The organism is Streptomyces sp. NPDC001315, assembly GCF_042896175.1.
Classification (GTDB): Bacteria; Actinomycetota; Actinomycetes; order Streptomycetales; family Streptomycetaceae; genus Streptomyces.
The window spans coordinates 264,815-283,807 of sequence record NZ_JBIAWZ010000005.1 but is presented as its reverse complement, the minus strand read 5'-3'; the positions used below and the strand labels follow the sequence as shown (position 1 = coordinate 283,807).

Genomic DNA, 18,993 nt, shown 5'->3' with positions numbered 1-18,993 from the left:
CCAGTTGTGACGCTACTTGCTGGGTATAGGAAAGTAAACTTAGGCGAGGTTAGTATCACCCCATGGATGTGTGGACCGAAGCTCTTCAGGACTCCGGCATGGACCCCCGTCTCGACCGGGACATGTCGAACTGCTCGATCGCGCGGACCCTTGAGGTCGTGGGGGAGAAGTGGACGATCCTGATCCTCCGCGAGGTCTGGTACGGCTCGTCCCGCTTCGGTGACTTCGAACGCGTCCTGGGCTGTCCTCGCAACCTGCTCGCGGCGCGACTCCGGATGCTGGTGGAGGAAGGGATCCTGGCCACCGAGACCTACAAGGAGCCGGGTGCGCGGAGCCGGCCGAAGTACGTGATCACCCCGAAGGGCATGGATCTCGTGCCGGCCGTGATGGGGCTCCTGCAGTGGGGCGACCGGTATCGCGCCGATCCGGAGGGGCCGGCCGTGCTGACGCGGCACCGTGGGTGCGGCGCGCACGTAAACGTCCACGTCCGCTGCGAACAAGGCCACTCCGTGCGGGAGGAAGACATCGAGAGCGTTCCTGGGCCCGCTTTTCGCATGAAGGCCGCCGAGTGAGCTGAACGCGGTTGCGTCGGGCGATCGGCGCGACGTCGCTGGCTGTAGACGAGGGTGCCGGGCGGAGGGCCTCAGCCTCTCGGGGTGTGCTCGCTCCCTCTGGCCCGGGCCTGGTGGAGGCGGACCTTGGTGCGGTTGCCGCAGCGCGCCATGGAGCACCAGCGGCGGTTGTGGGCAGGGGAGCGGTCCAAGAAGCGCAGGGCGCAGGTGTCCGCGCCGCAGACGCGTACGCGCCGGATCTCGGCGGACAGAAGTAGATCGACGGCATCCTGAGCGACGAGCGTGAAGGACGGGAGCGCCGGGGGGTGGCCCAGCTGCAACAGGCTGGGCCACCCCCCGGCGTGGAGCTCAGATTGCGACCGATGCGCCGGCCGGAGCGTCTTCCGTGGCAAGGCCGGCAGCTGGGCCGTCAGCCCCGTGCCGCCGGGGCATCAGGAGAGCCAGGGCCGCCGCCGGGCCGACCGCACCGGCACCGACCCAGAGCGCCGGCACCAGCCCGTCCACGACCAGTGAGGCCGATTCGTAGCCGCCCTGCGCGGAGAACACCGCCGCCAGCGATGCGACGCCCATGGCACCGCCGACCTCGCGGATCGCGTTGTTGGCACCGGAGGCTCTGCCCTGCTCCTCCGGGCGGACCGTGCTCATGACGAGGTTCGCGCTGGGAGCGAAGAACACACCCATGCCGATTCCGCAGACGATCAGCGCCGGCAGAAGCGAGGTGTACGACACCTGCGGCTCGACGGCCAGCGCCCAGAGCCCCAGGCCCGCCGTGTTCAGGGCCATGCCGGCTGTGACAACGGGAGCGCCGCCGATGCGGTCGGACAGGTGCGGCTCATAACCTCAACTGTGCTGATCAGGACCCTGCAGGGACGGCAGTGTGGCCTGCCCGCAAGGAGCCTTTGTCGATCTTGCCTACCGCGTTCTTCGGGATGGCTTCCACCACGACGTATGAGGCCGGGCGCTTGAAGCCGGTCAGGCTGCGCGCGCAAAGCGCTTTGAGCGCCGCGGCGTCGACGGTCGAACCAGGCCGGGGCTGAACGTAGGCGACCACCACCTCGCCCCACTTCTCGTCGGGTACGCCGATCACTGCGGCCTCGAGGACCGACGGGTCGCTCGCGAGCACGTCCTCGATCTCCTTGGGGTAGATGTTCTCCCCACCACGGATGATCATGTCTTTCGAGCGCCCGACCAGGGTCAGATAGCCCTCGGCGTCGACGTGACCCACGTCGCCCGTGTGCAACCAGCCGTCGACGACGACCCGGGCCGTTTCGTCCGGGCGGCCGAGATAGCCACGCATGACGTTGGGGCCCCTCACGACGACCTCACCGTCCGTGCCCGGCGCCACCTCCGTACCGTCGGCGTCGAGGATCCGGATCTCCTGGCCGGGGAAGGGAAGCCCCACGGTTCCTGCGCGACGGGGTCCCCCGACGGGGTTGATGGTGGAGCCGCAGGTTCCTTCGGAGAGCCCGTACCCCTCGACGAGGGGAAACCCGTACCGGGCCTCGAACCGGGTCAGCAACTCGTCGGAGGCAGGTGCGGCGCCGCAGACCGCGAACCTCACCGACGATGTGTCGGGCCGAACGTCGTCAGGGAGTGCTGCGAGCATGCTGTAGATCGTCGGGACGGCGCTGAAGAAGGTGGGGCGCTCCTGTTCGACGAGGTCGAAGAAGTGGTGGGGGTCGAACCGGCGGCCCGTGATGACGACACTGGCGCCGGCAAGAAGCGGCGTCAGGATGCTGACCACGATGCCGTTCACGTGGAAGAGCGGCAGGATCAGCAGGCAGCGGTCGCTCGGCCCCAGCTCGAGAGCCTGGCGTCCCATCTCCACCATGGCGTCGATGTTGGCGTGGTCGAGCATCACGCCCTTGGGTACCCCGGTCGTGCCGCTGGTGTAGATGAGGAGAGCCAGCGCGGACGAGTCCAGACGCGGTGCATGATCCCACTCCGGCGCCTGATGTTCGCGCAGTTCACCGACGGTGAGTGTGGCCAGGCCTGCCGTGGTTTCCGAACCGTCCTCGACCACGAGCAGGCGCGCACCGGAGTCCTTGAGCTGCCGGACCACTTCGACATCGGTCATGCTCGGGTTGACCGGCGTGATGGTGGCGCCGAGCCGCCAGGCGGCGAACAGCAGAAGGACGAACTCGACGCGGTTCGTCAGCTTGAGGGCGACGACGTCACCGGGACCGATTCCGAGATCGTGGAGCTGACGTGCTGTCCGTCGGACGCGGCTCAATAGCTGGGCGTTGGTGAGGGACTGCCGCCCGTCCGAGACCGCGGCCCCCTGGGGGTCGACCTCGGCTCGGCGATCGGGCAGAGAAGCGAAATTCATGGCGGGCATACCTGTCTCGGTGTGATGCGATCCGGTCAAGTCGTCGATGCGGCGGGTGCCGGGTGCAGCTGGCGGGCGAGGAACTCGATCTGGTCGCGTACCAGTTCCTCGAACGTCTCGCCGGTGTAGAAGTCGAAGTGACCGGCGTCGTACCGCTTGATCTCTCCCTGGGGCGCGGTGCGCGCGTACCGCAGAGTCTGGGCGGGAGGGGTGACGGAGTCGGTGTTGCTGACGCAGAAGAGGATCGGCATGGCGACCTTCTTCGCGGCCCGCCCGGGCCGGTAGCCGGCGATGGTCGGGATCACGCGTGCCGCGACCTCGTTGCGGAACGTCTTCCCGGGTGGCTGCAGCGCCTGGTATCCGGGGAGGGCGTCCGGAGCGTTCATGAGGGCCGGGGAGCCAGGGGCGGCGGCGATGGGAACCATCGCGGGTGCCTTACCACGCACTCTGGCTGTCAGATCCCGGGCAAGTACGGGGGTCATTCTGAGCGAGGCGACCGGGCCGAGCGCGAGCGCGGAGGCGAGACCGTCGGTGAACGGGCACTGGGCCACGGCCGCGCGTAGTTCCGGATGTCGAGAGGCCACCGTGATGGCGTGGCCGCCGCCGAAGGAGCTGCCCCACACCGCGACGCGTGCGCGGTCGACATCATGGCGTGTCTTGACGTAGGCGAGGGCGGAGTCCCAGTCGGCCAGCTGGCGCTTGATCGACAGGAGCTGGCGAGGGTGGCCGCCGCTGTCCCCGAAGTGTCGGTACGTGAAGGCAAGGGAGGCGATGCCGGCCTGTGCGAAACGCTCGGCGAAGGCGTCGAGGCGCATCTCGCGGGTGGCGCCCAGGCCGTGTCCGAGAACGACGACGGGCGGGGAGGTGACACCCGTGGGCAGGTAGAGCCAGCCGGCGCAGGTACTGTCGCCGGAGGGGAAGGTGACGTTGTGCCGGATGAAGGGCTGTGGTGCTGTCATGTCGAGTCACCGTTCATTCGTCGAGCGGCGCCGGGGCACGCTGCCCGAGGCGAGTGCCTGCGTGTAGGTGTCAGGCCTGTAGAGCGGGAGTTCGCCGATCACGTCTGTCGCATTCAGGTAGCCGAGCATCAATTCCTGACCTTCCTGCGACATCACCCTGGTGAAGAACTCGGCGCGTTCGACGTGCAGACCGTCCTCCAGTGACATGGAGCCGCCGAAGTACACCGACCTCTTGGCAGCCGCGACCGATCCCTTCGAACGCTTGCCGAGGCGTTCAGCGAGTTCTATCGCCTGTGTGACCACCTGGTCCTGCGGAACGACCTGGTCGACCGCTCCATTGGCGAGAGCCTCCGCAGGTGTGAAGGGCTTGCCTTCGAGGATCGCTGCCAAGGACCGGTGGGTACCGATCAGGCGAGTCAACCGCTGGGTGCCGCCTCCGCCGGGAATGATGCCGAGGAGGACTTCTGGCTGGCCGATGAAGAAGTCTCCGTCAGCCATGACCCGCAGATCGCAGGCCCAGGCGAACTCCGCGCCGAGGCCGAGAGCCGAACCGTTGAGGGCAGCGACGAAGAGGACACCGCTGCGGTTCATCCGGAGGAACGTCGTGTGCAGGCGCTCCAGTTGGAGGGCACCTCGCATCGGAGTCTTGCGCATCAAGGTGCCCAGGAGACGAGATCGGTCCACGTGCTTTGCCATGCGCACGACGGCGGCGGCTCCACGGCGGCCGACGGTAGGGCTGGCTGCGCCCTCTTCTTGAAGCCATCGGACCGCGGCATGGCTGACGAACCGTTCGGGATGCGCCCCGGTGAAGACGACGGCACGAATGTTCGGATCGCGGTCGGCCCGGTCCACCAGTTTGTCCAGCTGGGTGGAGATGTCGAGGCCGAACTCCTGGTGCGGGCCACCGTCGACACGGACGACCAGGACGGCTCCCCGGTCCTCGATCTTGAGATGGCCCTTGTCTGTGTACGGCATGAAGTCTGCTCCCGTGCTGAGTTCATGGAGGGGTGGGAAAGTGCGTGGGACAGTTGCGGCCGCGTGTGGCAGTGATGGGGTCGTGTTCGCCCCGGGGGTTGTGTCCGCGCAGGCGGCATGAGACTGGGCAGCGCGTGACGACGGGTCCAGAGACGTACGCCGTGCCCGTGACGACATGTCGCCCACAATGTGTAACATTGCCGTGAAGAGTTAGATAACCAAGTTATTTTCAATGTGTCAACGGTGGAGGCGGGCGAGACATGGCAGGGCGGGCGAGGGTCGGAGACGCGCAGGAGCGACTTGTCCAGGCGGCCATCGGTCTGCTGGCCGAGCAGGGGCCGTCGGCCATCAAGGCGCGCACGGTGGCTTCCGCGAGCGGACTGTCGACCATGGTGGTCTACAGCCACTTCGGCGGGATCCCTGAGCTGATGAGCGCCGTTGCCGACCATGGGTTCAAGGAACTCGGTAGAGCTTTTGCCCAGGTGCCGGTGACTGAGGATCCGATCGCGGAACTCTTCGCCATGGCCTTGACGTGTCGTCGAATGGCCCACGAGAACCCTCACCTCTACGACCTGATGTTCGGCCTGTCCACTCGCGCGACATACCGGCCGCTGTCGGACGCGGACCTTCGCCTGAGTGGGCGCTCACCGGGATTTCGAGAAGCCCACGCCCATGTCGTCGCGGCGTGCGAACGGCTCGTGCGCTCCGGCAGGGGCCGGCAGCAGCGACCCGAGGTCATAGCCGCTCAGTTGTGGAGCTTTGTACACGGCTACATCACCCTTGAACTGGCCGAGCACTTCGTCGAGTTCGACGACGCGGTGATGCAGGTGCTTCTACCGATGGGTGTGAACTTCTCTGTCGGCTTGGGTGACAGGCGTGAACGTGCCGAGGCCTCGCACGAGGCCGGCGCGCGCTTGTACGAATCCATCATCCAAGGCCTGTGAGAAGGGGGGCGGCCGGGTGCCGCCCCTTGCGCTCCACGCTAGGGCGACCTGGTCTCCACGGTGGGGCTGTTGGTACCCGGCGTGAGTTGGTCATGCCTCCCCAATGCCTCGACCTCCCGTTCCAGGGACGGAACCGCGCGGGCCGCGAAACGCCGAGCCCAGGGCCAGGTCAGCGGCGAGTTCAGTGCCCCCTTGGCCCAGTTGGCCACGGCGACGGCGCGCGGGACGTACACGCGGCTGCGTCGGCGCACGAGCCCGTCGACGATCGCAGCGGCAGCCCGGTCGGCGCTCGTGGTGACATTGCCCGGATAGGGCAGCCGTCGGCGCAGCCCCTGGAACGAGGGGAGGTCTGCCTCGGCCCCCCGGACGAGGTCCGTGTCGATCCAGGAGGGGTGCACGAGGCCGACCGTGATCCCGAGGTGTGCCACCTCCTGGCGGTAGGTCAGGGCGAGCATCTCGGCCGCGGCCTTGCTCGCGCCGTACGAGGCCATCGCGGCCAGCGGCATGAAGGAGAGCGCGGACGCCACGACCAGTACATGGCCCCGGCTGCGCTCCAGATGGGGCGTCGCGTACTTAAGGGTGCGGAACACCCCGTTCAAATTGACGTCCAGGACCCGCTCGAACGACGCCTCATCTGTCTGCCGCACCGTTCCGTACGCCACGACGCCGGCATTGGCGACGACGAGGTCGACGCCGCCCATGACCTCCGCGGCCCCGTCGATCGCTGACCGGAGGGCGGCACCGTCACGCACATCGGCCTCAGACCATGAGGCGGCGGGTCCTAGATCATCGGCGAGGGCGCGCAGCCGATCGGACTCCAGGCCGATCAGGGCCACACGAGCCCCTCGGGCGGCGGCCAGGCGGGCCACCTTCTCGCCGATCCCGCGTGCCGCTCCGGTGACAACCAGCTTTCTGCCCAGCAAGTCACGTTTCATGGCGGCAACATAACTTCGTTATTTATGGAACACAAGGCATCGCGCGCAGGTTCCGTACTCGCTGTACCTGCTAGGTCTCATGACTGGACGAACCTATGCTGGCTGTCATGAGGCGGACATCCTTTGCTCAGTGGCCCTGCTCGATCGCGCGGACCATGGACCTGCTCGGGGACTGGTGGACGCCCTTGGTGCTGCGTGAGGCGTTCTACGGGATCCGGCGGTTCGACGCGTTCCAGGAGTCGCTGGGGATCGCGCGCAACACGCTCACGGACCGGCTACGCCGGCTGGTGGAGGAGGGGCTGCTGGAGAAGCGGCCGTACCAGGCGGAGCCGGTTCGCTACGACTACGTGCTCACCGAGAAGGGGCGCGACTTCTACGGTGTGCTGCTGGTGATGAATCGCTGGGGGGACCGTTGGCTGGCCGGTGAAGCGGGCCCGCCGGTGGCCATGCGTCACGACGTGTGCGGTCAGGAGACCTATGCCGAGGTGGTCTGCGCCGTCTGTGGTGAGCCGATGACCGCGGACAACACCCGTCCCCGGATGGGCCCCGGCTATCCACCGCATCTGGCCGGGCGGCCGGATGTGCGGGAGCGTTTCGCGGGCTGACTCAGCGGTTCCGCAGATCCGCACTCACTCTTGACAGGTAAGTCTATCTACGCAACTTTACAGGTCAAAAGCTCACGTGGGTGTCTTTAGCGAGAGGTTGCGGGATCATGGAGTGGACGGGCGCGCGCTATGCGGACAAGCCGACGGTTGAAGTCCACACCTGGATCGCCGCCCCACCGACAGAGGTGTGGACGCTGGTGTCTGACATCGAGCTGATGCCGCGCCTGAGTCCCGAGCTGCAATCGGTCGAGTGGCTGGATGGCGGAGGCGGCCCTGCCCTGGGGGCCCGATTCATCGGCCGGAGCAGTCATGAGTCCTTGGGGGAGTGGGCCACCACGTCCCACATCGTCGAGTGTGAGCCGTCGAGGAGGTTCGCTTGGGCGGTGGAGGACCCGTTGAACCCGACTGCGATCTGGCGGTTCTTGTTGGAGCCGCAGGACGGCGGCACTCTGCTGCGCGAATGGATGCAGATGGGGCCCGCTCGCTCGGGTCTCTCCTTCGCCATCGACCGTATGCCGGAGAAGGAGCAGAAGATCGTCTTCGTGCGCATGCGGGAGTTCGAGGCCAACATGATCGCCACTGTCGAGGGGATCAAGAAGCTGGCTGAGGGCGCCGGGGCCTCTGGCGAGGCGACTCTCTGATGCGCACCTCTACCACGATCGAAGCCTCCGGCGCCGATTGGCAGGAGATCGTCGACTACGTCACCGAGGCGGAGAAGCTCGGTCTGGACATCTGCTGGGTGGCGGAGGCGTGGGGCTCCGAGGCGCCCTCGCCGCTGGGCTACCTCGCCGCGAGGACCGAGCGCATGCTGCTCGGATCGGGAATCATCCAGCTCGGCACCCGCACGCCGATGGCCATCGCCCGCGCCGCGATCACGCTGTCCCGGATTTCCGACGGGCGTTTCCTTCTCGGACTCGGACCCTCCGGGCCGCAGGTGATCGAAGGGCTGCACGGAGTGCCCTTCGACCGTCCGCTGTCACGGATGCGAGAGACCGTCGAGATCGTGCGGCGGGCCGCGTCGGGGGAGAAAGTCGCCTACTCCGGGCGGGAGTTCCAGATCCCCCTGCCGGGCGGGGAAGCCAAGCCCATGCGGCTGTCGATGCGCGCCGAGTACGACATCCCGGTCTACCTGGCGACCCTCTCCCCGAAGATGCTGCACTTGACCGGTGAGATCGCGGACGGCTGGCTGGGCACCAGTTTCGTACCCGAGGGTGCCAAGGAGGCGTACTTCGACCACCTGGACCAGGGCCTGGCTGCCGCTGGTCGCAGCCGCTCGGACCTGGACATCTGCCAGGGCGCCGAGGTTGCCTTCGCCGAAGACGAGGACGCGCTGCGCGCAATGGTCGCCGGGCGCAAGAAGGAGCTTGCCTTCAGCCTCGGCGGCATGGGCTCGGCGACCACGAACTTCTACAACAACGCCTACAGCCGCCAGGGTTGGGCCGAGGTGGCGGCCGAGGTCCGGACACGTTGGCAGGCGGGGGACCGGGACGGCGCGGTCGGCCTGGTCACCGACGAGATGGTGCTGGCGACCACGCTGATCGGAACCGAGGACATGGTGCGCGAGCGGCTGCGCGTGTGGCGCGACACCGGTGTCGACACCGTTCGTTTCTATCCCGCCGGGGAGACCCTCGCCGCCCGACTCGCGACCCTGGGCCGGGCCATCGACATGGTCCGCGACATCGAGGACGAGGCGGCACGGTAGCGACGGGTCACGCCGGTCAACGAGGGCCGCTCGGCGTCAGCGCCGTCGACGGGGTCCCGGTCAGGTCAACCGCGGGCGCTGATGTCGTCGGCGGCCAGGCCCGAGATCAGCAGGGTGATCGCGCGGAACGTCCTGGCCAGGGCATCTTCCCGATCCGCCGCGGCGGCGATGATCTGGTTGCCCTCGCACAGGCCTGCCAAGAGCAGCCGGGCGACGGTGGCGACAGGTACATCCGGTTTCAGGTCGCCGCGTTCGGCTAGAACGGTCAGGAGCCGTTCGATCGGCGGTTGGGCGACGGTTTCGTTGATGTGCCGGTACTGCTCGCCCAGGACCGCGGGTGCCTGGGCCATCAGCTCACGGTGCAGGGGGTCGTCGATGGTCCGCCGCAGGAAGGCGTGCGTGAGGTTGGCCACCGCGGTCATGGCAGGCTCGTCCGGCGTGGCCCGGACCGCCTCGGACGTCGCGTCTCCCAGAGCCCCGACCTGCTGAATGAGTTCCGTGTACAGCTCGGCGAACATCGCCTTCTTGTTCGCGAAGTGGTGATAGAAGGTGCCCTTGCTCACCAGCGCCGCCCCGGTGATGGCCTCGACCGACGTGCCCGCGAAGCCGTTGTCGACGAACAGTTTGCGCGCGGTCGCCACCAGGTCCGCCTGGGTCTGCTCCGCGTACATCTGGCGTCGGTTTGGCCCTCTCATGTGTGCCATCGTATATTCAATGACCCAAAGTCAATGAATGACTCACGGTCGGTCGATGGTCGTCATGACAATGCCCTCCGGGAAGGCAGGCGGAGCCGTGGGAAAGCGCAGGATCGTGTTGCTGGGGCGACGGGATACACCGGACAGCGAGTGCTCCGGGAACTGCTCGCACGAGGCGAGAAGCCGACCTTGGCCGGGCGTAGCCGAACCAGGATGCTGGCTCTGGCTGACACCTTCGAGGCAGAGCTTCCGGTGTTCGAGGTGGACGCCACGTCGGCGTCCGACTTCGCGCGCCTCCTGGAGCCCAGCGACGTGGTCCTCTCTACCGTCGGGCCGTTCACCCACGTCGGTATGGTCCCGGTCACGGCCGCCGCGCGGACAGGGGCCCACTACTTCGACTCCGCGGGGGAGGGGCCCTTCGCTCGCCGTGTCCGCGATGAGCTGGACTCCGTGGCCGCCGCCCGGGGAGCGACTCTCGTGCCGTCGTTCGGCTATGACTACGTGCCGGGCAACCTCGCCGGCGCGCTGGCTCTGGACACGGCAGGCGAGCGGGCACGACATGTCGAGATCGGCTACTTCATCACCCGCTCGGGACACGGGGACGAACTGCTCTACCGCACCACTCTGCGCGACTCCTACACCCTGACCACGGCAGGTACGCGGCAGACACTCGTTGCCGCGGCGGCCGAGGACGGCTTCGCTTACCGTCCTGCACGTCCCGGGCAGCCTTCCCGGCTGATCGACGAACGTGCCGCCAAGAGGGTCCGCACATTTTGCTACGCCGGTGTGAAGCGTTCGGCCATGACCGTCCCGGGCACGGAGCATCTCGGACTCCCGGCGGTTTTCCCCCAGTTGGAGAGTGTCGAGGTAGGCCTGGGCTGGCTCGGACGGTGGACCCGGCCGATACAGATCGCCGCCACCCTGCAGGCGCCATTGCTGCGGTCGGCGAAGGTGCGGGCCGCGTTGGCGCGATGGTCCGAGCGGCTCCCGGGATCCCGCCGTGAACCGGATCTCGACGGCCGTTCCCTGGTGATCGCTGTCGCCCGTGACGGACAGGGCCGGCCCCTGGTCACGACAACCCGCACCGGGCCGGATCCGTACGAGATGACGGGATCTCTTCTGGCGTGGGGCGCGGTGCAGGCAGCGGCGCCGGATGCGGTCCTCGAACCTGGCGCGCACGGACCGGTCGCGGCCTTCGGGCTCGACACCCTCAGGCGCGGTGCAGCCGAGGCCGGAGTGCAGGAAGTCGATGAGGTGTCGGCGCGCCGCCGCTGATCGCTGCCCGGGCATAGATCATGGCGTCGGGGCGCTGAGATGGACGCATCGGGGACTGCCTGCGCTTTCCCTGAGGCAGGCGGTGGCTGAAGCTGCCACTAATGAGTTGATGAACACGTTGTTCGATCGGGAGCCGGCCGGTCCCTCGCGAGGAGCCGACCACCCCAGCGGAAAGGAACCTTCCATGGACGAGCAGGGCGAGCGCTTCGACGTCGTCGTACTTGGTGCGGGCCCCGGCGGATACGTCGCCGCCATCCGGGCCGCCCAACTGGGCAAGCGCGTTGCGGTCGTCGAGGAGAAGTACTGGGGCGGCGTCTGCCTGAACGTGGGCTGCATCCCCACCAAGGCCCTGCTGCGCAACGCCGAGCTCGCACACATCTTCACGCGCGAGGCGAAGACCTTCGGAATCAAGGTCGACGGGCAGGTCTCCTTCGACTACGGGGAAGCCTTCCGCCGCAGCCGGAAGGTCGCGGACGGCCGGGTCAAGGGCGTCCACTACCTGATGAAGAAGAACAAGATCACGGAAATCAGCGGCCGCGGCACGTTCCTGGACCCGCACACGCTCCAGGTCGCCGACTACGACGGCAACACCCGCACCATCGGCTTCGACGACTGCATCATCGCCACCGGCGCCACCCCCAAGCTGCTACCGGGCACCCGCCGTACCTCCCGAGTGGTGACGTTCGAGGAACAGATCCTCGCCGAGGACCTGCCGCAGTCCATCGTGATCGCCGGCGCCGGCGCGATCGGCATCGAGTTCGCCTACGTCCTGAACAACTACGGCGTGAAGGTCACCATCGTCGAGTTCCTGGACCGGGTCGCGCCGCTGGAGGACGAGGAGGTCTCCGCCGAGCTGGCCAAGCAGTACCGGAAGTTGGGGATCGACGTCCTCACCTCGACCCGTGTCGAGTCGATCGACGAGTCCGGCGCGCAGGTCCGTGTCACGGTCACCGGCAAGGACGGCGCCCAGCAGGTCCTGGAGGCCGACAAGGTCCTCCAGGCGATCGGATTCGCGCCGAACGTCACCGGCTACGGCCTGGAGAACACCGGCGTGCGCGTCACCGAGCGCGGCGCGATCGACGTCGACGGCCGCTGCCGCACCTCGGTGCCGCACATCTACGCCATCGGCGACGTCACCGCGAAGCTGATGCTCGCGCACGCCGCCGAGGCGATGGGCGTGATCGCCGCCGAGACCCTCGTGGACGCGGAGACCATGGAGCTGGACTACGCGATGATCCCGCGCGCCACCTACTGCCAGCCCCAGATCGCCAGTTTCGGCTACACCGAGGCGCAGGCGAGGGAGAAGGGGTACGACGTCCAGGTGGCGAAGTTCCCGTTCACCGCGAATGCCAAGGCGCACGGCCTCGGTGATGCGACCGGCTTCGTGAAGCTGATCAGCGACGCCAGGTATGGCGAGCTCCTCGGCGCCCACCTCATCGGCCCGGACGTCACCGAACTGCTCCCCGAGCTGACCCTGGCCCAGCAGTGGGACCTCACCGTCCACGAGGTCGCCCGCAACGTCCACGCCCACCCGACCCTGGGCGAAGCGGTCAAGGAAGCCGTCCACGGACTCGCGGGCCACATGATCAACATGTAGCAGGGCGCCGTCCCCTCGAAATGCGGTGTGGGGATGCATCGGGGGTCTGCCGCGTTGCCGACCTGCGCGCGAGGCAGTCAGACAGAGGAGATGGTGAGCAAGGGCAGGAGCGGCTGCCCGTCGGTCTTCAGGCCATGGGCCCCAGCGGGGGCGATCTCACCACCATCGAGTTCGCCGCGCTGTTGGGCCGGGAAGTGGACGGCTTCGTGCCGCCTCCGGCATTAGCCACGTCGGCTGGCGCTCCAGACGGGACGGTGTCGGTGGCTCCGGTACCAGTGCGGCGTCGGATGTCCTTCCGTCGCCTTACTCGAGGAGTCAGCCGCTGCCCGGGCGCGGTCAATCGGGTCGGCAGCGACGGCGCGCGGGCCATCGTGGACGAGATCGTTGGCCATCTGACGCCCGAGGATCCCAAGCCCGCATGCGCCAAGGCCCTCGGACTCTTCGCGATGATGGCGGGGTCGCTGCAACTGTCCCGCGTTGCCTTCGGCTCGAAGCTCGCCGACGAGGTCCTTGAGAACGCCCTCGCGTTCATGTGCTGAGCGGTGCGGGATCAGGCCGGATCGACGAATATGTCGAGCGCGAGATCACCCTCAAAGCCGACAGGGCTGTAGGCGGACAGGTCGGTGACGCCCTCCTCCGAGAGGACCTTGTCGTCGATGAACAGGTTGGCGGTGCACTTCCGCGCGTCACGCGTGACGATGGCGTACGCGGCGTCAGCCATGATCCGCGGACTACGGGCTTGTCCGGCGCCGCCGACCACGTTGCGCACGGCGGCTGTGTTGATCAGGGTCCGCGGCCATAGCGAGTTGGCGGCGATGCCGTCGGCGGCGAGCTCCTCGGCGAGCCCGATGGTGCACAGACTCATGCCGTACTTCGACAGGGTGTAACCGAGATGCTTCCCCACCCAGTGCGGCGCGAGGTTCAACGGCGGGGAGAGCGTGAGGATGTGCGGGTTACTCGCCTCGCGCAGATGCGGGATCGCTGCCTTGCTCAGCAGGAACGTGCCACGCGTGTTGATGTCCTGCATCAGGTCGTACCGCTTCATCTCCAGCTGCTCCGACGACGACAGGTCGATCGCGCTGGCGTTGTTGACCACGATGTCGATGCCGCCGAAGGCGCTGACCGCCGCGTTGACGGCGGTGCGCACATCGTCCTCTTCGCGGACGTCGCCGACTACGGCCAGCCCCTTGCCGCCCGCGCGCTCAACCTCGTCGACGGCGGTGTGGACCGTGCCTTCGAGCTTTGGATGCGGCACTGCGGTCTTGGCGAGCATCACCACGTTCGCACCGTCGCGGGCCGCGCGCAGGGCGATGGCGAGTCCGATGCCGCGGCTGCCTCCCGACATCAGGACGGTCTTGCCGGCCAGCGTCTGAGTCATGACTGAACCTCCAAAATAGATTGTAGGGCGAATGATATGCGATGCTAATGGTATCTTCCACGTATGACTTCGACTCCCACACGCCAGATCGACCGGCTCTACCACGAGCTCCTGGCCCCCAAAGAGACACAGTCCGTTCGCGCTGCCGTGCGCCGGATCGCAGAGCACGAAGTGGCTCCGCACGCCGTGGCGATCGCGGGGGGCGACGAGCGCACGGACGGCTTCCCCCGGCAGGTGTTTGACGGGCTTGCGTCGGCGGGGGTCTTCCGGATCCCCTTCCCCAGCGAGGTCGGCGGCGACGGTCTGACCCACCCGGCGACCGCCACCGCCGCGGCCATCGAGGAACTGGCCTACTACTCCAGCAGCGTCGCGGCCGTCTTCGATGTGCACTGCATCCTGGCGGGCAACGCCCTGCGGCAGGGCACCGAGGAGCAGCAGCAGCGATGGCTGCGAAAAGTCGCGGAGGGCTCAGTGGTCGGTGCCTTCGCCACCACTGAGCCGGACGCCTCAAGTGACCTGTCCCCGCAGGCGGTTCAGACCGAGGCGATACGCACCGAGGCCGGCTGGGTGCTGAACGGCCACAAGCGGTGGATCTCCAACTCGCCCGTTGCCGGGTTCGTGGTGGTTCTCGCCCGCACCGGCACCCGGCTGAGCATGTTCATCGTCGACACGGCACTTCCCGGAGTGGAAGTCGGCCTTCCCGACCGCAAGATGGGCAACCGCGGCCAGCTCACCGCGGACATCCGCTTCACGGATGTGCACCTGACCGACGACGACCTCCTCGGTGGCGCCGAGGGACAGGGACTGCGCCATGCGCTGTCCACTCTGACCTATGGCCGGATCGGCATCGCGGCCGCCGGGGTCGGCATGGCGCAGGCCGCCTTCGACCACACCGTGGCCCACCTGTCGACGCGACACGCCTTCGGCAAGCCGGTGGCCGCCAATCAGCACTGGCAGTTCCTGCTCGCCGAACGGGCCACCGAGATCGAGAACGCCCGCACCCTCTACACCAAGGCCGCCCTGCGCCTGGACGCGGGCAACCCGTCCCCGGAGCCCGAGGCCGCGATGGCGAAGTACTACGCCACCAAGCTGTCCGTGGACATGGCGCGCGACGCCGTCCAGGCCTTCGGAGGCCTCGGCTTCGCGCGCGAACTGGGTGCCGACGGCAGCCCCGGCCCCGTCGAGGCGATCTACCGGGACAGCAAGATCGGCGAGATCTATGAGGGGACCAATGAGATCCAGAAGTGGGTCATAGCCCGGCAGATCTTCGGTCGGGCCATCGTCGGCTGATCGCCCAGGACGCGCCGGTGCAGTAAGCCGACGGACAGTGGGGCTTCCCGTCGGCCTGCAGCGGTCCCGCCGCCTCGGGCATTCTCGTACGATGGACAGGACCATACGTATGACTAACCATGGGCGGGATAAACGATGTCCGAGGCTCCGCTGGTACCAGGGACAGTGGCCGAACACACCATCTGCCTGCTGATCAAGCTCGGGCAGGTGGCGTTCAGGCTCGCTGAGGACGGTATCGGCGGGACCGGTCTGCGGGTGCGGCACTACAGCGTCCTGCAAGCCCTTGCGGACAACGGCGCCATGCCGCAATTGGCACTTGGTTCATTCCTGCGCATCGACCCGGCGACGATGGTGACGACTCTCGATGACCTGGAGCGCACCGGATACGCCGAGCGGAAGCGAGATCCGCAGGATCGTCGCCGCTACGCCGTGGACATCACCGCCGAAGGCCGCAAGGTTCTTGCCGACCTCAACCGCACACTCGTCGGTCTCGACGGTGAAGTCCTCGCAGACCTGGGTGCCACGGAACGAGACTCGCTTCACGCCCTGCTGGGCAGCCTCGCGGGAAGTCCCACTCTGACCTCCCTGTTCGACGCCGCCCGGGAGCAGAATGGAGCGAGACGGGCGTAGCGGCTTGAGGGGATCGCACCTGGGTGCGGCGGTACGCCCCGGTTCTGGCGAAGTCCCGGAAGGGCGGCCGCCGAGGTCGCGCAGCAAGACATCGCCATCAAGCTTCCGGTGGTCCGCTACGACTACCTCGTCTGGCGTGGGTACTTCGACGACCTGATCGCCGTCACAACGACCGCCTGCGCCATCGCCCACCAGGCAGGAGCAATCGCCGCAGAGGCAGGCGCATGGAACAACCTCGGCATCGCACTGAACGGTGCCTCACGCTATGCCGAAGCTCTCGCCGCCTACGAGCGGGCCCTCGCACTTTTTGCTTCACTCGACGATCACAACGAACGGGGTAAGGCACTCAATGGGAAGGGCTCTGCCCTGCACGACTCCGGGAAACCTGCAGAGGCGTTGCTAATCCACCAAGAGGCTCTCGCCATCCAGCGAGCCGTAGGGGATCTGTGCGAACAGGCCGCGGTGCTGAACAACCTTTCCCTGGACCATCAGGAGCTCGAGAACTACGCAGAGGCGTGTGCAACAGCAGAAGAGGCCGCCTCCCTTTTTCAACGTCTCGGCGACCCCACGAATGAAGCGAATGCACTGTGCGCGGCGGCTTTCGCGCTGCAAGCCTCGGGACGGCCTGAGGCGGCACAGGCTGCTTGCCAACGCGCCGTCGAGGCCAGCCGTGCCGTGGGGAGCCCGCTCGTTGAGGCGGCGATTCTACTGACCTGTACTCAGCTGGACGACCTCTCACCACAGCAACAGATCGCCTACTGCTTGCAGGCAGAAGCGGCCTGCAAGCAAGCCAACGCCCGCGACCTCCACGCCCATGCGTTGTGCGGTATCGGCATGGCATTGACCACGTCGGGTGACAGAGACCAGGCCGTCACCTACTTCGTGCGCGCGGAGCGCATGTTCGAAGACCTCGGCCTCATGGAGGAAGCAGGGCAAATTGGCGATCTGCTCGCCGCCCTCCAAACCTAACCATTGGTCTGGCGCCCTACTCATTGCGCCTTTGCCTGGGGCCGGGTGAGGTCGGGTGGGTAGCCCTTTGCACGAAGCCAGGTGTCGAGGGCCAGCACGACGATGTCGCCGTGGGGAACGTCGTGGTCGGCGTTGTAGCGGCGGATTCGTCGCTGGAGTTGCAGGATGTCGGGGACGGCGTAGTTGAGCTGTCCGCGTTTGATGTTGCGGTTGCCGATGACCGCGAGAGTGTCTGGATGAGGGGCGAGTGGATCGTCGGCGGGCTCGGACTGGGCTTCGAGTGTGTCGGCCATGTCGCGTAGCCGACGGGCGTGGTGGGAGAGGTCGGGCACGAAGGCTGCTCCGATCAGTCTGGCTAGGCGGCTAGTTAGCCGCCTATTGGGCTATTGGAATAGTCGGCGGAAGGGGCGGCCGCGCACTCAGCGAGCTGGCGGCCGCCCCCTGTGCCGTACGGCGTGTCAGAAGCCGCGGGTGGTGAGCCATTCGTCCAGTGCAACCGAGACGATGTCGCCCATGGGCAGGTGGTCGAGTTCGTTGTCCAGCGCGAAGCGCTTGATGCGCCTTTTCAGCTTCAGCGCGGCGGGGACCGAGGAGTCGAGGCTCTCGCGCGCGATGATGCGCTGATTGAGGACGACCGCCGCTTCCGGGATGTCTTTCGGGCGCCCCGACCCGTGCTCCCATGAAGTCCCGTTACTGGGCGCCGTATCCGAACCGGCTTGCTGCTCGTGCTGAGGATTCGCTGCGCCAGCACTCACAGGGAACGCAGCGGCTCCCATAACGGGAAGAACTGTCGAGTGAATCGCCACCTCAGCGGTGTGCGCCACACCCGGAGCAGCTCCCGTGTCTTGAGACGCCCCCTGCTGCGAGACGTGCTCGGCCAATGGCGTGGGCTGAGCCGCAGGTGCTGAAGGCTGTGCAGCCGGGGCCACGGTCTGCCCAAGCGCCTGCCACTCCATCGACGCCACAGGAGATTCTGTTCCGGCCTCGGAGGCGACGACGGCTGGGCGGGCTGGCTGACTGGCAGCAGGGTCCTGCACCGGGCTGCCCGGCGCGGCCTCGACGCGCGGATGGGCGGGCGGTGCCGCGGGCTCCTGCGCCACCTCGGCCATCATCTCGGTCAGGTCCTGCGTCGATACCCCGATGGATACAGCGGGCTGAGCCTGCGGCTCGCTGGCAGCGGGACGGCCTTCGCCCTGGGCGGCGGCCTGTTCGGCGGCGAACTGTTCGGGCGTGAGCTCGGCGACCGGGGGAGGGGGCGGCGGGGTCGTCTTCTTGGCCCCGCCCAGGGCGCGACCGCCGGTGCGGCGGGTCGGCGGCTTCGGCCTGTCGTTCTTGTCGCTCATGCCTCGGTCAGCTCCTTCATCAGGTTGGCGTATTCGCTGAGTTCGGTGGGGATCTCGCCGAAGGCCTCCATGTAGTGCACCCAGGAGTGGATGGTGGTCTCGGCGAGCGGGAACGCCTCGTCGCGGTCCGGGCCGATGCCCTCGCCCTCGGCGGGCTCCAGCAGTTGCTCCTTGGCCCGGCTGGGCAGGCTGGTGCGGTCGTCGGCCTTGACCATGACCACATGGGCGGTGACGCCGTGCTCGTTGCGTGCGGCGGCGCGCTCGGCCTCGTCGAAGGTCGCCACGAGCTTGCGGCGCTCGATCTTTGTAGGGGCGACCGGCACGAGCAGCAGGTTCGCCTCGGTAACAGCCTCGTGGAAGATGCGGGCGCTGCCGCCGCCGGCGTCGACCACGATCGCGCCGAACTCGGCGCGCTTGACCCGGATGTACTCGGCGATGTCGTCGAACGGGTACCGCTCGACAATCAGGTTCTCGGGAACGTCGAAGCCGGCGGCCTGGGCGACCTTGAACCAGTCGTAGGCGGACTGGCTGGTGGCGTCGGCGTCCAGCAGCAACGTGGGCAGGCCGAGGACGACGGCGTAGTAGAGGGCGATGAACCAGGCCGAGGTGGTCTTGCCGGTGCCGCCTTTGAGCATGCCGACGACGATCACGAACGCGTCCCAGACGTGGTCTGTGGCTGCGGCCAGGGTCTTGTGACGGGTGTTCTCGTTCACGTGTGCTTGATCTCCTGAAAAGGGGAAGGGGTGTGGTGCGCGCTTCGGCGAGCGGGCCGACGACGGGGGCGCCCGTGCTGCC

General features: G+C 67.5%; 21 protein-coding genes and 1 pseudogene. 11 read left to right on the top strand and 11 right to left on the bottom strand.

Going from position 1 to position 18,993, the window contains the following annotated elements:
• Positions 1-62 precede the first annotated feature (62 nt).
• Positions 63-572, top strand: a complete 510-nt coding sequence (locus tag ACFY16_RS17375; RefSeq protein WP_316783501.1) for a helix-turn-helix domain-containing protein — start codon at positions 63-65, stop codon at positions 570-572.
• 71 nt (positions 573-643) lie between these two features.
• On the opposite strand, the gene ACFY16_RS17370 is transcribed toward ACFY16_RS17375, so the two are convergent.
• From ACFY16_RS17370 to ACFY16_RS17350, 5 genes and pseudogenes are all read right to left on the bottom strand, one after another.
• Positions 644-892 carry a CGNR zinc finger domain-containing protein gene (locus ACFY16_RS17370; protein ID WP_390647968.1) on the bottom strand — a complete coding sequence of 83 codons (249 nt, stop codon included), beginning with the start codon at positions 890-892 and terminating at the stop codon, positions 644-646.
• Between the two features lie 28 nt (positions 893-920).
• A pseudogene (locus ACFY16_RS17365) lies at positions 921-1,397 on the bottom strand (MFS transporter); the annotation flags it as partial.
• A 28-nt stretch (positions 1,398-1,425) separates the two neighbouring features.
• Complete coding sequence (locus tag ACFY16_RS17360) at positions 1,426-2,901, bottom strand: class I adenylate-forming enzyme family protein (protein ID WP_390647967.1); 1,476 nt, start codon at positions 2,899-2,901, stop codon at positions 1,426-1,428.
• Between the two features lie 35 nt (positions 2,902-2,936).
• Positions 2,937-3,860 carry an alpha/beta fold hydrolase gene (locus tag ACFY16_RS17355; protein ID WP_316783493.1) on the bottom strand — a complete coding sequence of 308 codons (924 nt, stop codon included), beginning with the start codon at positions 3,858-3,860 and terminating at the stop codon, positions 2,937-2,939.
• Positions 3,861-3,866: 6 nt separating this feature from the next.
• Positions 3,867-4,835 carry an enoyl-CoA hydratase/isomerase family protein gene (locus ACFY16_RS17350; protein WP_382278918.1) on the bottom strand — a complete coding sequence of 323 codons (969 nt, stop codon included), beginning with the start codon at positions 4,833-4,835 and terminating at the stop codon, positions 3,867-3,869.
• A gap of 260 nt (positions 4,836-5,095) precedes the next feature.
• On the opposite strand from ACFY16_RS17350, the gene ACFY16_RS17345 reads away from it, so the two are divergent.
• Complete coding sequence (locus tag ACFY16_RS17345) at positions 5,096-5,779, top strand: TetR/AcrR family transcriptional regulator (protein ID WP_388871039.1); 684 nt, start codon at positions 5,096-5,098, stop codon at positions 5,777-5,779.
• 38 nt (positions 5,780-5,817) lie between these two features.
• Here the strand turns inward: ACFY16_RS17345 and ACFY16_RS17340 are convergent, their stop codons facing one another.
• On the bottom strand, positions 5,818-6,714 hold the full coding sequence (locus tag ACFY16_RS17340; RefSeq protein ID WP_382095649.1) for a short-chain dehydrogenase/reductase: 897 nt from the start codon (positions 6,712-6,714) through the stop codon (positions 5,818-5,820).
• A gap of 107 nt (positions 6,715-6,821) precedes the next feature.
• Here ACFY16_RS17340 and ACFY16_RS17335 point away from each other — a divergent pair, with 107 nt between their 5' ends.
• The 3 genes from ACFY16_RS17335 (at position 6,822) to ACFY16_RS17325 (ending at position 9,021) form a co-directional block, all read left to right on the top strand.
• Complete coding sequence (locus ACFY16_RS17335; RefSeq protein WP_390647966.1) at positions 6,822-7,319, top strand: winged helix-turn-helix transcriptional regulator; 498 nt, start codon at positions 6,822-6,824, stop codon at positions 7,317-7,319.
• A 107-nt stretch (positions 7,320-7,426) separates the two neighbouring features.
• Positions 7,427-7,960, top strand: a complete 534-nt coding sequence (locus ACFY16_RS17330) for an SRPBCC family protein (RefSeq protein ID WP_390647965.1) — start codon at positions 7,427-7,429, stop codon at positions 7,958-7,960.
• Positions 7,960-9,021 (top strand): LLM class flavin-dependent oxidoreductase, encoded by a 1,062-nt coding sequence (locus ACFY16_RS17325; protein ID WP_390647964.1) that lies wholly within the window; start codon positions 7,960-7,962, stop codon positions 9,019-9,021. The genes ACFY16_RS17330 and ACFY16_RS17325 overlap by 1 nt, the downstream gene beginning before the upstream one ends.
• Positions 9,022-9,086: 65 nt before the next feature.
• On the opposite strand, the gene ACFY16_RS17320 is transcribed toward ACFY16_RS17325, so the two are convergent.
• Positions 9,087-9,716 (bottom strand): TetR/AcrR family transcriptional regulator, encoded by a 630-nt coding sequence (locus ACFY16_RS17320; RefSeq protein WP_388315802.1) that lies wholly within the window; start codon positions 9,714-9,716, stop codon positions 9,087-9,089.
• Positions 9,717-9,749: 33 nt separating this feature from the next.
• Here ACFY16_RS17320 and ACFY16_RS17315 point away from each other — a divergent pair, with 33 nt between their 5' ends.
• The 3 genes from ACFY16_RS17315 to ACFY16_RS17305 all read left to right on the top strand — a co-directional run bounded on the left by ACFY16_RS17315 (position 9,750) and on the right by ACFY16_RS17305 (position 13,127).
• Positions 9,750-10,991 carry a saccharopine dehydrogenase NADP-binding domain-containing protein gene (locus ACFY16_RS17315; protein WP_390647963.1) on the top strand — a complete coding sequence of 414 codons (1,242 nt, stop codon included), beginning with the start codon at positions 9,750-9,752 and terminating at the stop codon, positions 10,989-10,991.
• A gap of 184 nt (positions 10,992-11,175) precedes the next feature.
• On the top strand, positions 11,176-12,588 hold the full coding sequence (gene lpdA, locus ACFY16_RS17310) for a dihydrolipoyl dehydrogenase (RefSeq protein ID WP_390647962.1): 1,413 nt from the start codon (positions 11,176-11,178) through the stop codon (positions 12,586-12,588).
• Positions 12,589-12,959: 371 nt separating this feature from the next.
• On the top strand, positions 12,960-13,127 hold the full coding sequence (locus ACFY16_RS17305) for a hypothetical protein (protein ID WP_390647961.1): 168 nt from the start codon (positions 12,960-12,962) through the stop codon (positions 13,125-13,127).
• Between the two features lie 11 nt (positions 13,128-13,138).
• Here the strand turns inward: ACFY16_RS17305 and ACFY16_RS17300 are convergent, their stop codons facing one another.
• A complete protein-coding gene (locus ACFY16_RS17300; RefSeq protein ID WP_390647960.1) occupies positions 13,139-13,966 on the bottom strand; it encodes an SDR family oxidoreductase in 828 nt (275 codons plus the stop codon).
• A 63-nt stretch (positions 13,967-14,029) separates the two neighbouring features.
• Between ACFY16_RS17300 and ACFY16_RS17295 the strand changes: the two genes are divergently transcribed.
• The 3 genes from ACFY16_RS17295 to ACFY16_RS17285 all read left to right on the top strand — a co-directional run bounded on the left by ACFY16_RS17295 (position 14,030) and on the right by ACFY16_RS17285 (position 16,855).
• Positions 14,030-15,256, top strand: a complete 1,227-nt coding sequence (locus ACFY16_RS17295; protein WP_390647959.1) for an acyl-CoA dehydrogenase family protein — start codon at positions 14,030-14,032, stop codon at positions 15,254-15,256.
• Positions 15,257-15,421: 165 nt separating this feature from the next.
• Positions 15,422-15,886: a MarR family winged helix-turn-helix transcriptional regulator gene (locus tag ACFY16_RS17290; protein WP_382146372.1), complete on the top strand. Its 465-nt coding sequence runs from the start codon at positions 15,422-15,424 to the stop codon at positions 15,884-15,886.
• A gap of 108 nt (positions 15,887-15,994) precedes the next feature.
• Positions 15,995-16,855, top strand: coding sequence for a tetratricopeptide repeat protein (locus ACFY16_RS17285; protein WP_390647958.1), 861 nt, complete (start codon positions 15,995-15,997; stop codon positions 16,853-16,855).
• A 20-nt stretch (positions 16,856-16,875) separates the two neighbouring features.
• Here the strand turns inward: ACFY16_RS17285 and ACFY16_RS17280 are convergent, their stop codons facing one another.
• The 3 genes from ACFY16_RS17280 to ACFY16_RS17270 form a co-directional block, all read right to left on the bottom strand.
• Entirely contained in the window at positions 16,876-17,148 is a 273-nt protein-coding gene (locus ACFY16_RS17280; RefSeq protein ID WP_351613292.1) for a hypothetical protein, read from the bottom strand.
• Positions 17,149-17,313: 165 nt separating this feature from the next.
• Positions 17,314-18,198: a hypothetical protein gene (locus ACFY16_RS17275; protein WP_382095682.1), complete on the bottom strand. Its 885-nt coding sequence runs from the start codon at positions 18,196-18,198 to the stop codon at positions 17,314-17,316.
• The gene (locus ACFY16_RS17270; RefSeq protein WP_390647957.1) at positions 18,195-18,911 is read right to left on the bottom strand and encodes a ParA family protein; all 717 of its coding nucleotides are present in this window, start codon (positions 18,909-18,911) and stop codon (positions 18,195-18,197) included. Before ACFY16_RS17270 ends, ACFY16_RS17275 begins: the two co-directional genes overlap by 4 nt.
• Positions 18,912-18,993: the final 82 nt, after the last annotated feature.

Bases quoted from the DNA above. Each gene is read 5' to 3' on its own strand.
- ACFY16_RS17375 (WP_316783501.1), top strand. From the start codon at position 63: ATGGATGTGTGGACCGAAGCTCTTCAGGACTCCGGCATGGACCCCCGT.
- ACFY16_RS17360 (WP_390647967.1), bottom strand. From the start codon at position 2,901: ATGAATTTCGCTTCTCTGCCCGATCGCCGAGCCGAGGTCGACCCCCAG.
- ACFY16_RS17355 (WP_316783493.1), bottom strand. From the start codon at position 3,860: ATGACAGCACCACAGCCCTTCATCCGGCACAACGTCACCTTCCCCTCC.
- ACFY16_RS17350 (WP_382278918.1), bottom strand. From the start codon at position 4,835: ATGCCGTACACAGACAAGGGCCATCTCAAGATCGAGGACCGGGGAGCC.
- ACFY16_RS17345 (WP_388871039.1), top strand. From the start codon at position 5,096: ATGGCAGGGCGGGCGAGGGTCGGAGACGCGCAGGAGCGACTTGTCCAG.
- ACFY16_RS17340 (WP_382095649.1), bottom strand. From the start codon at position 6,714: ATGAAACGTGACTTGCTGGGCAGAAAGCTGGTTGTCACCGGAGCGGCA.
- ACFY16_RS17335 (WP_390647966.1), top strand. From the start codon at position 6,822: ATGAGGCGGACATCCTTTGCTCAGTGGCCCTGCTCGATCGCGCGGACC.
- ACFY16_RS17330 (WP_390647965.1), top strand. From the start codon at position 7,427: ATGGAGTGGACGGGCGCGCGCTATGCGGACAAGCCGACGGTTGAAGTC.
- ACFY16_RS17325 (WP_390647964.1), top strand. From the start codon at position 7,960: ATGCGCACCTCTACCACGATCGAAGCCTCCGGCGCCGATTGGCAGGAG.
- ACFY16_RS17320 (WP_388315802.1), bottom strand. From the start codon at position 9,716: ATGAGAGGGCCAAACCGACGCCAGATGTACGCGGAGCAGACCCAGGCG.
- ACFY16_RS17315 (WP_390647963.1), top strand. From the start codon at position 9,750: ATGAATGACTCACGGTCGGTCGATGGTCGTCATGACAATGCCCTCCGG.
- lpdA (WP_390647962.1), top strand. From the start codon at position 11,176: ATGGACGAGCAGGGCGAGCGCTTCGACGTCGTCGTACTTGGTGCGGGC.
- ACFY16_RS17300 (WP_390647960.1), bottom strand. From the start codon at position 13,966: ATGACTCAGACGCTGGCCGGCAAGACCGTCCTGATGTCGGGAGGCAGC.
- ACFY16_RS17295 (WP_390647959.1), top strand. From the start codon at position 14,030: ATGACTTCGACTCCCACACGCCAGATCGACCGGCTCTACCACGAGCTC.
- ACFY16_RS17280 (WP_351613292.1), bottom strand. From the start codon at position 17,148: ATGGCCGACACACTCGAAGCCCAGTCCGAGCCCGCCGACGATCCACTC.
- ACFY16_RS17275 (WP_382095682.1), bottom strand. From the start codon at position 18,198: ATGAGCGACAAGAACGACAGGCCGAAGCCGCCGACCCGCCGCACCGGC.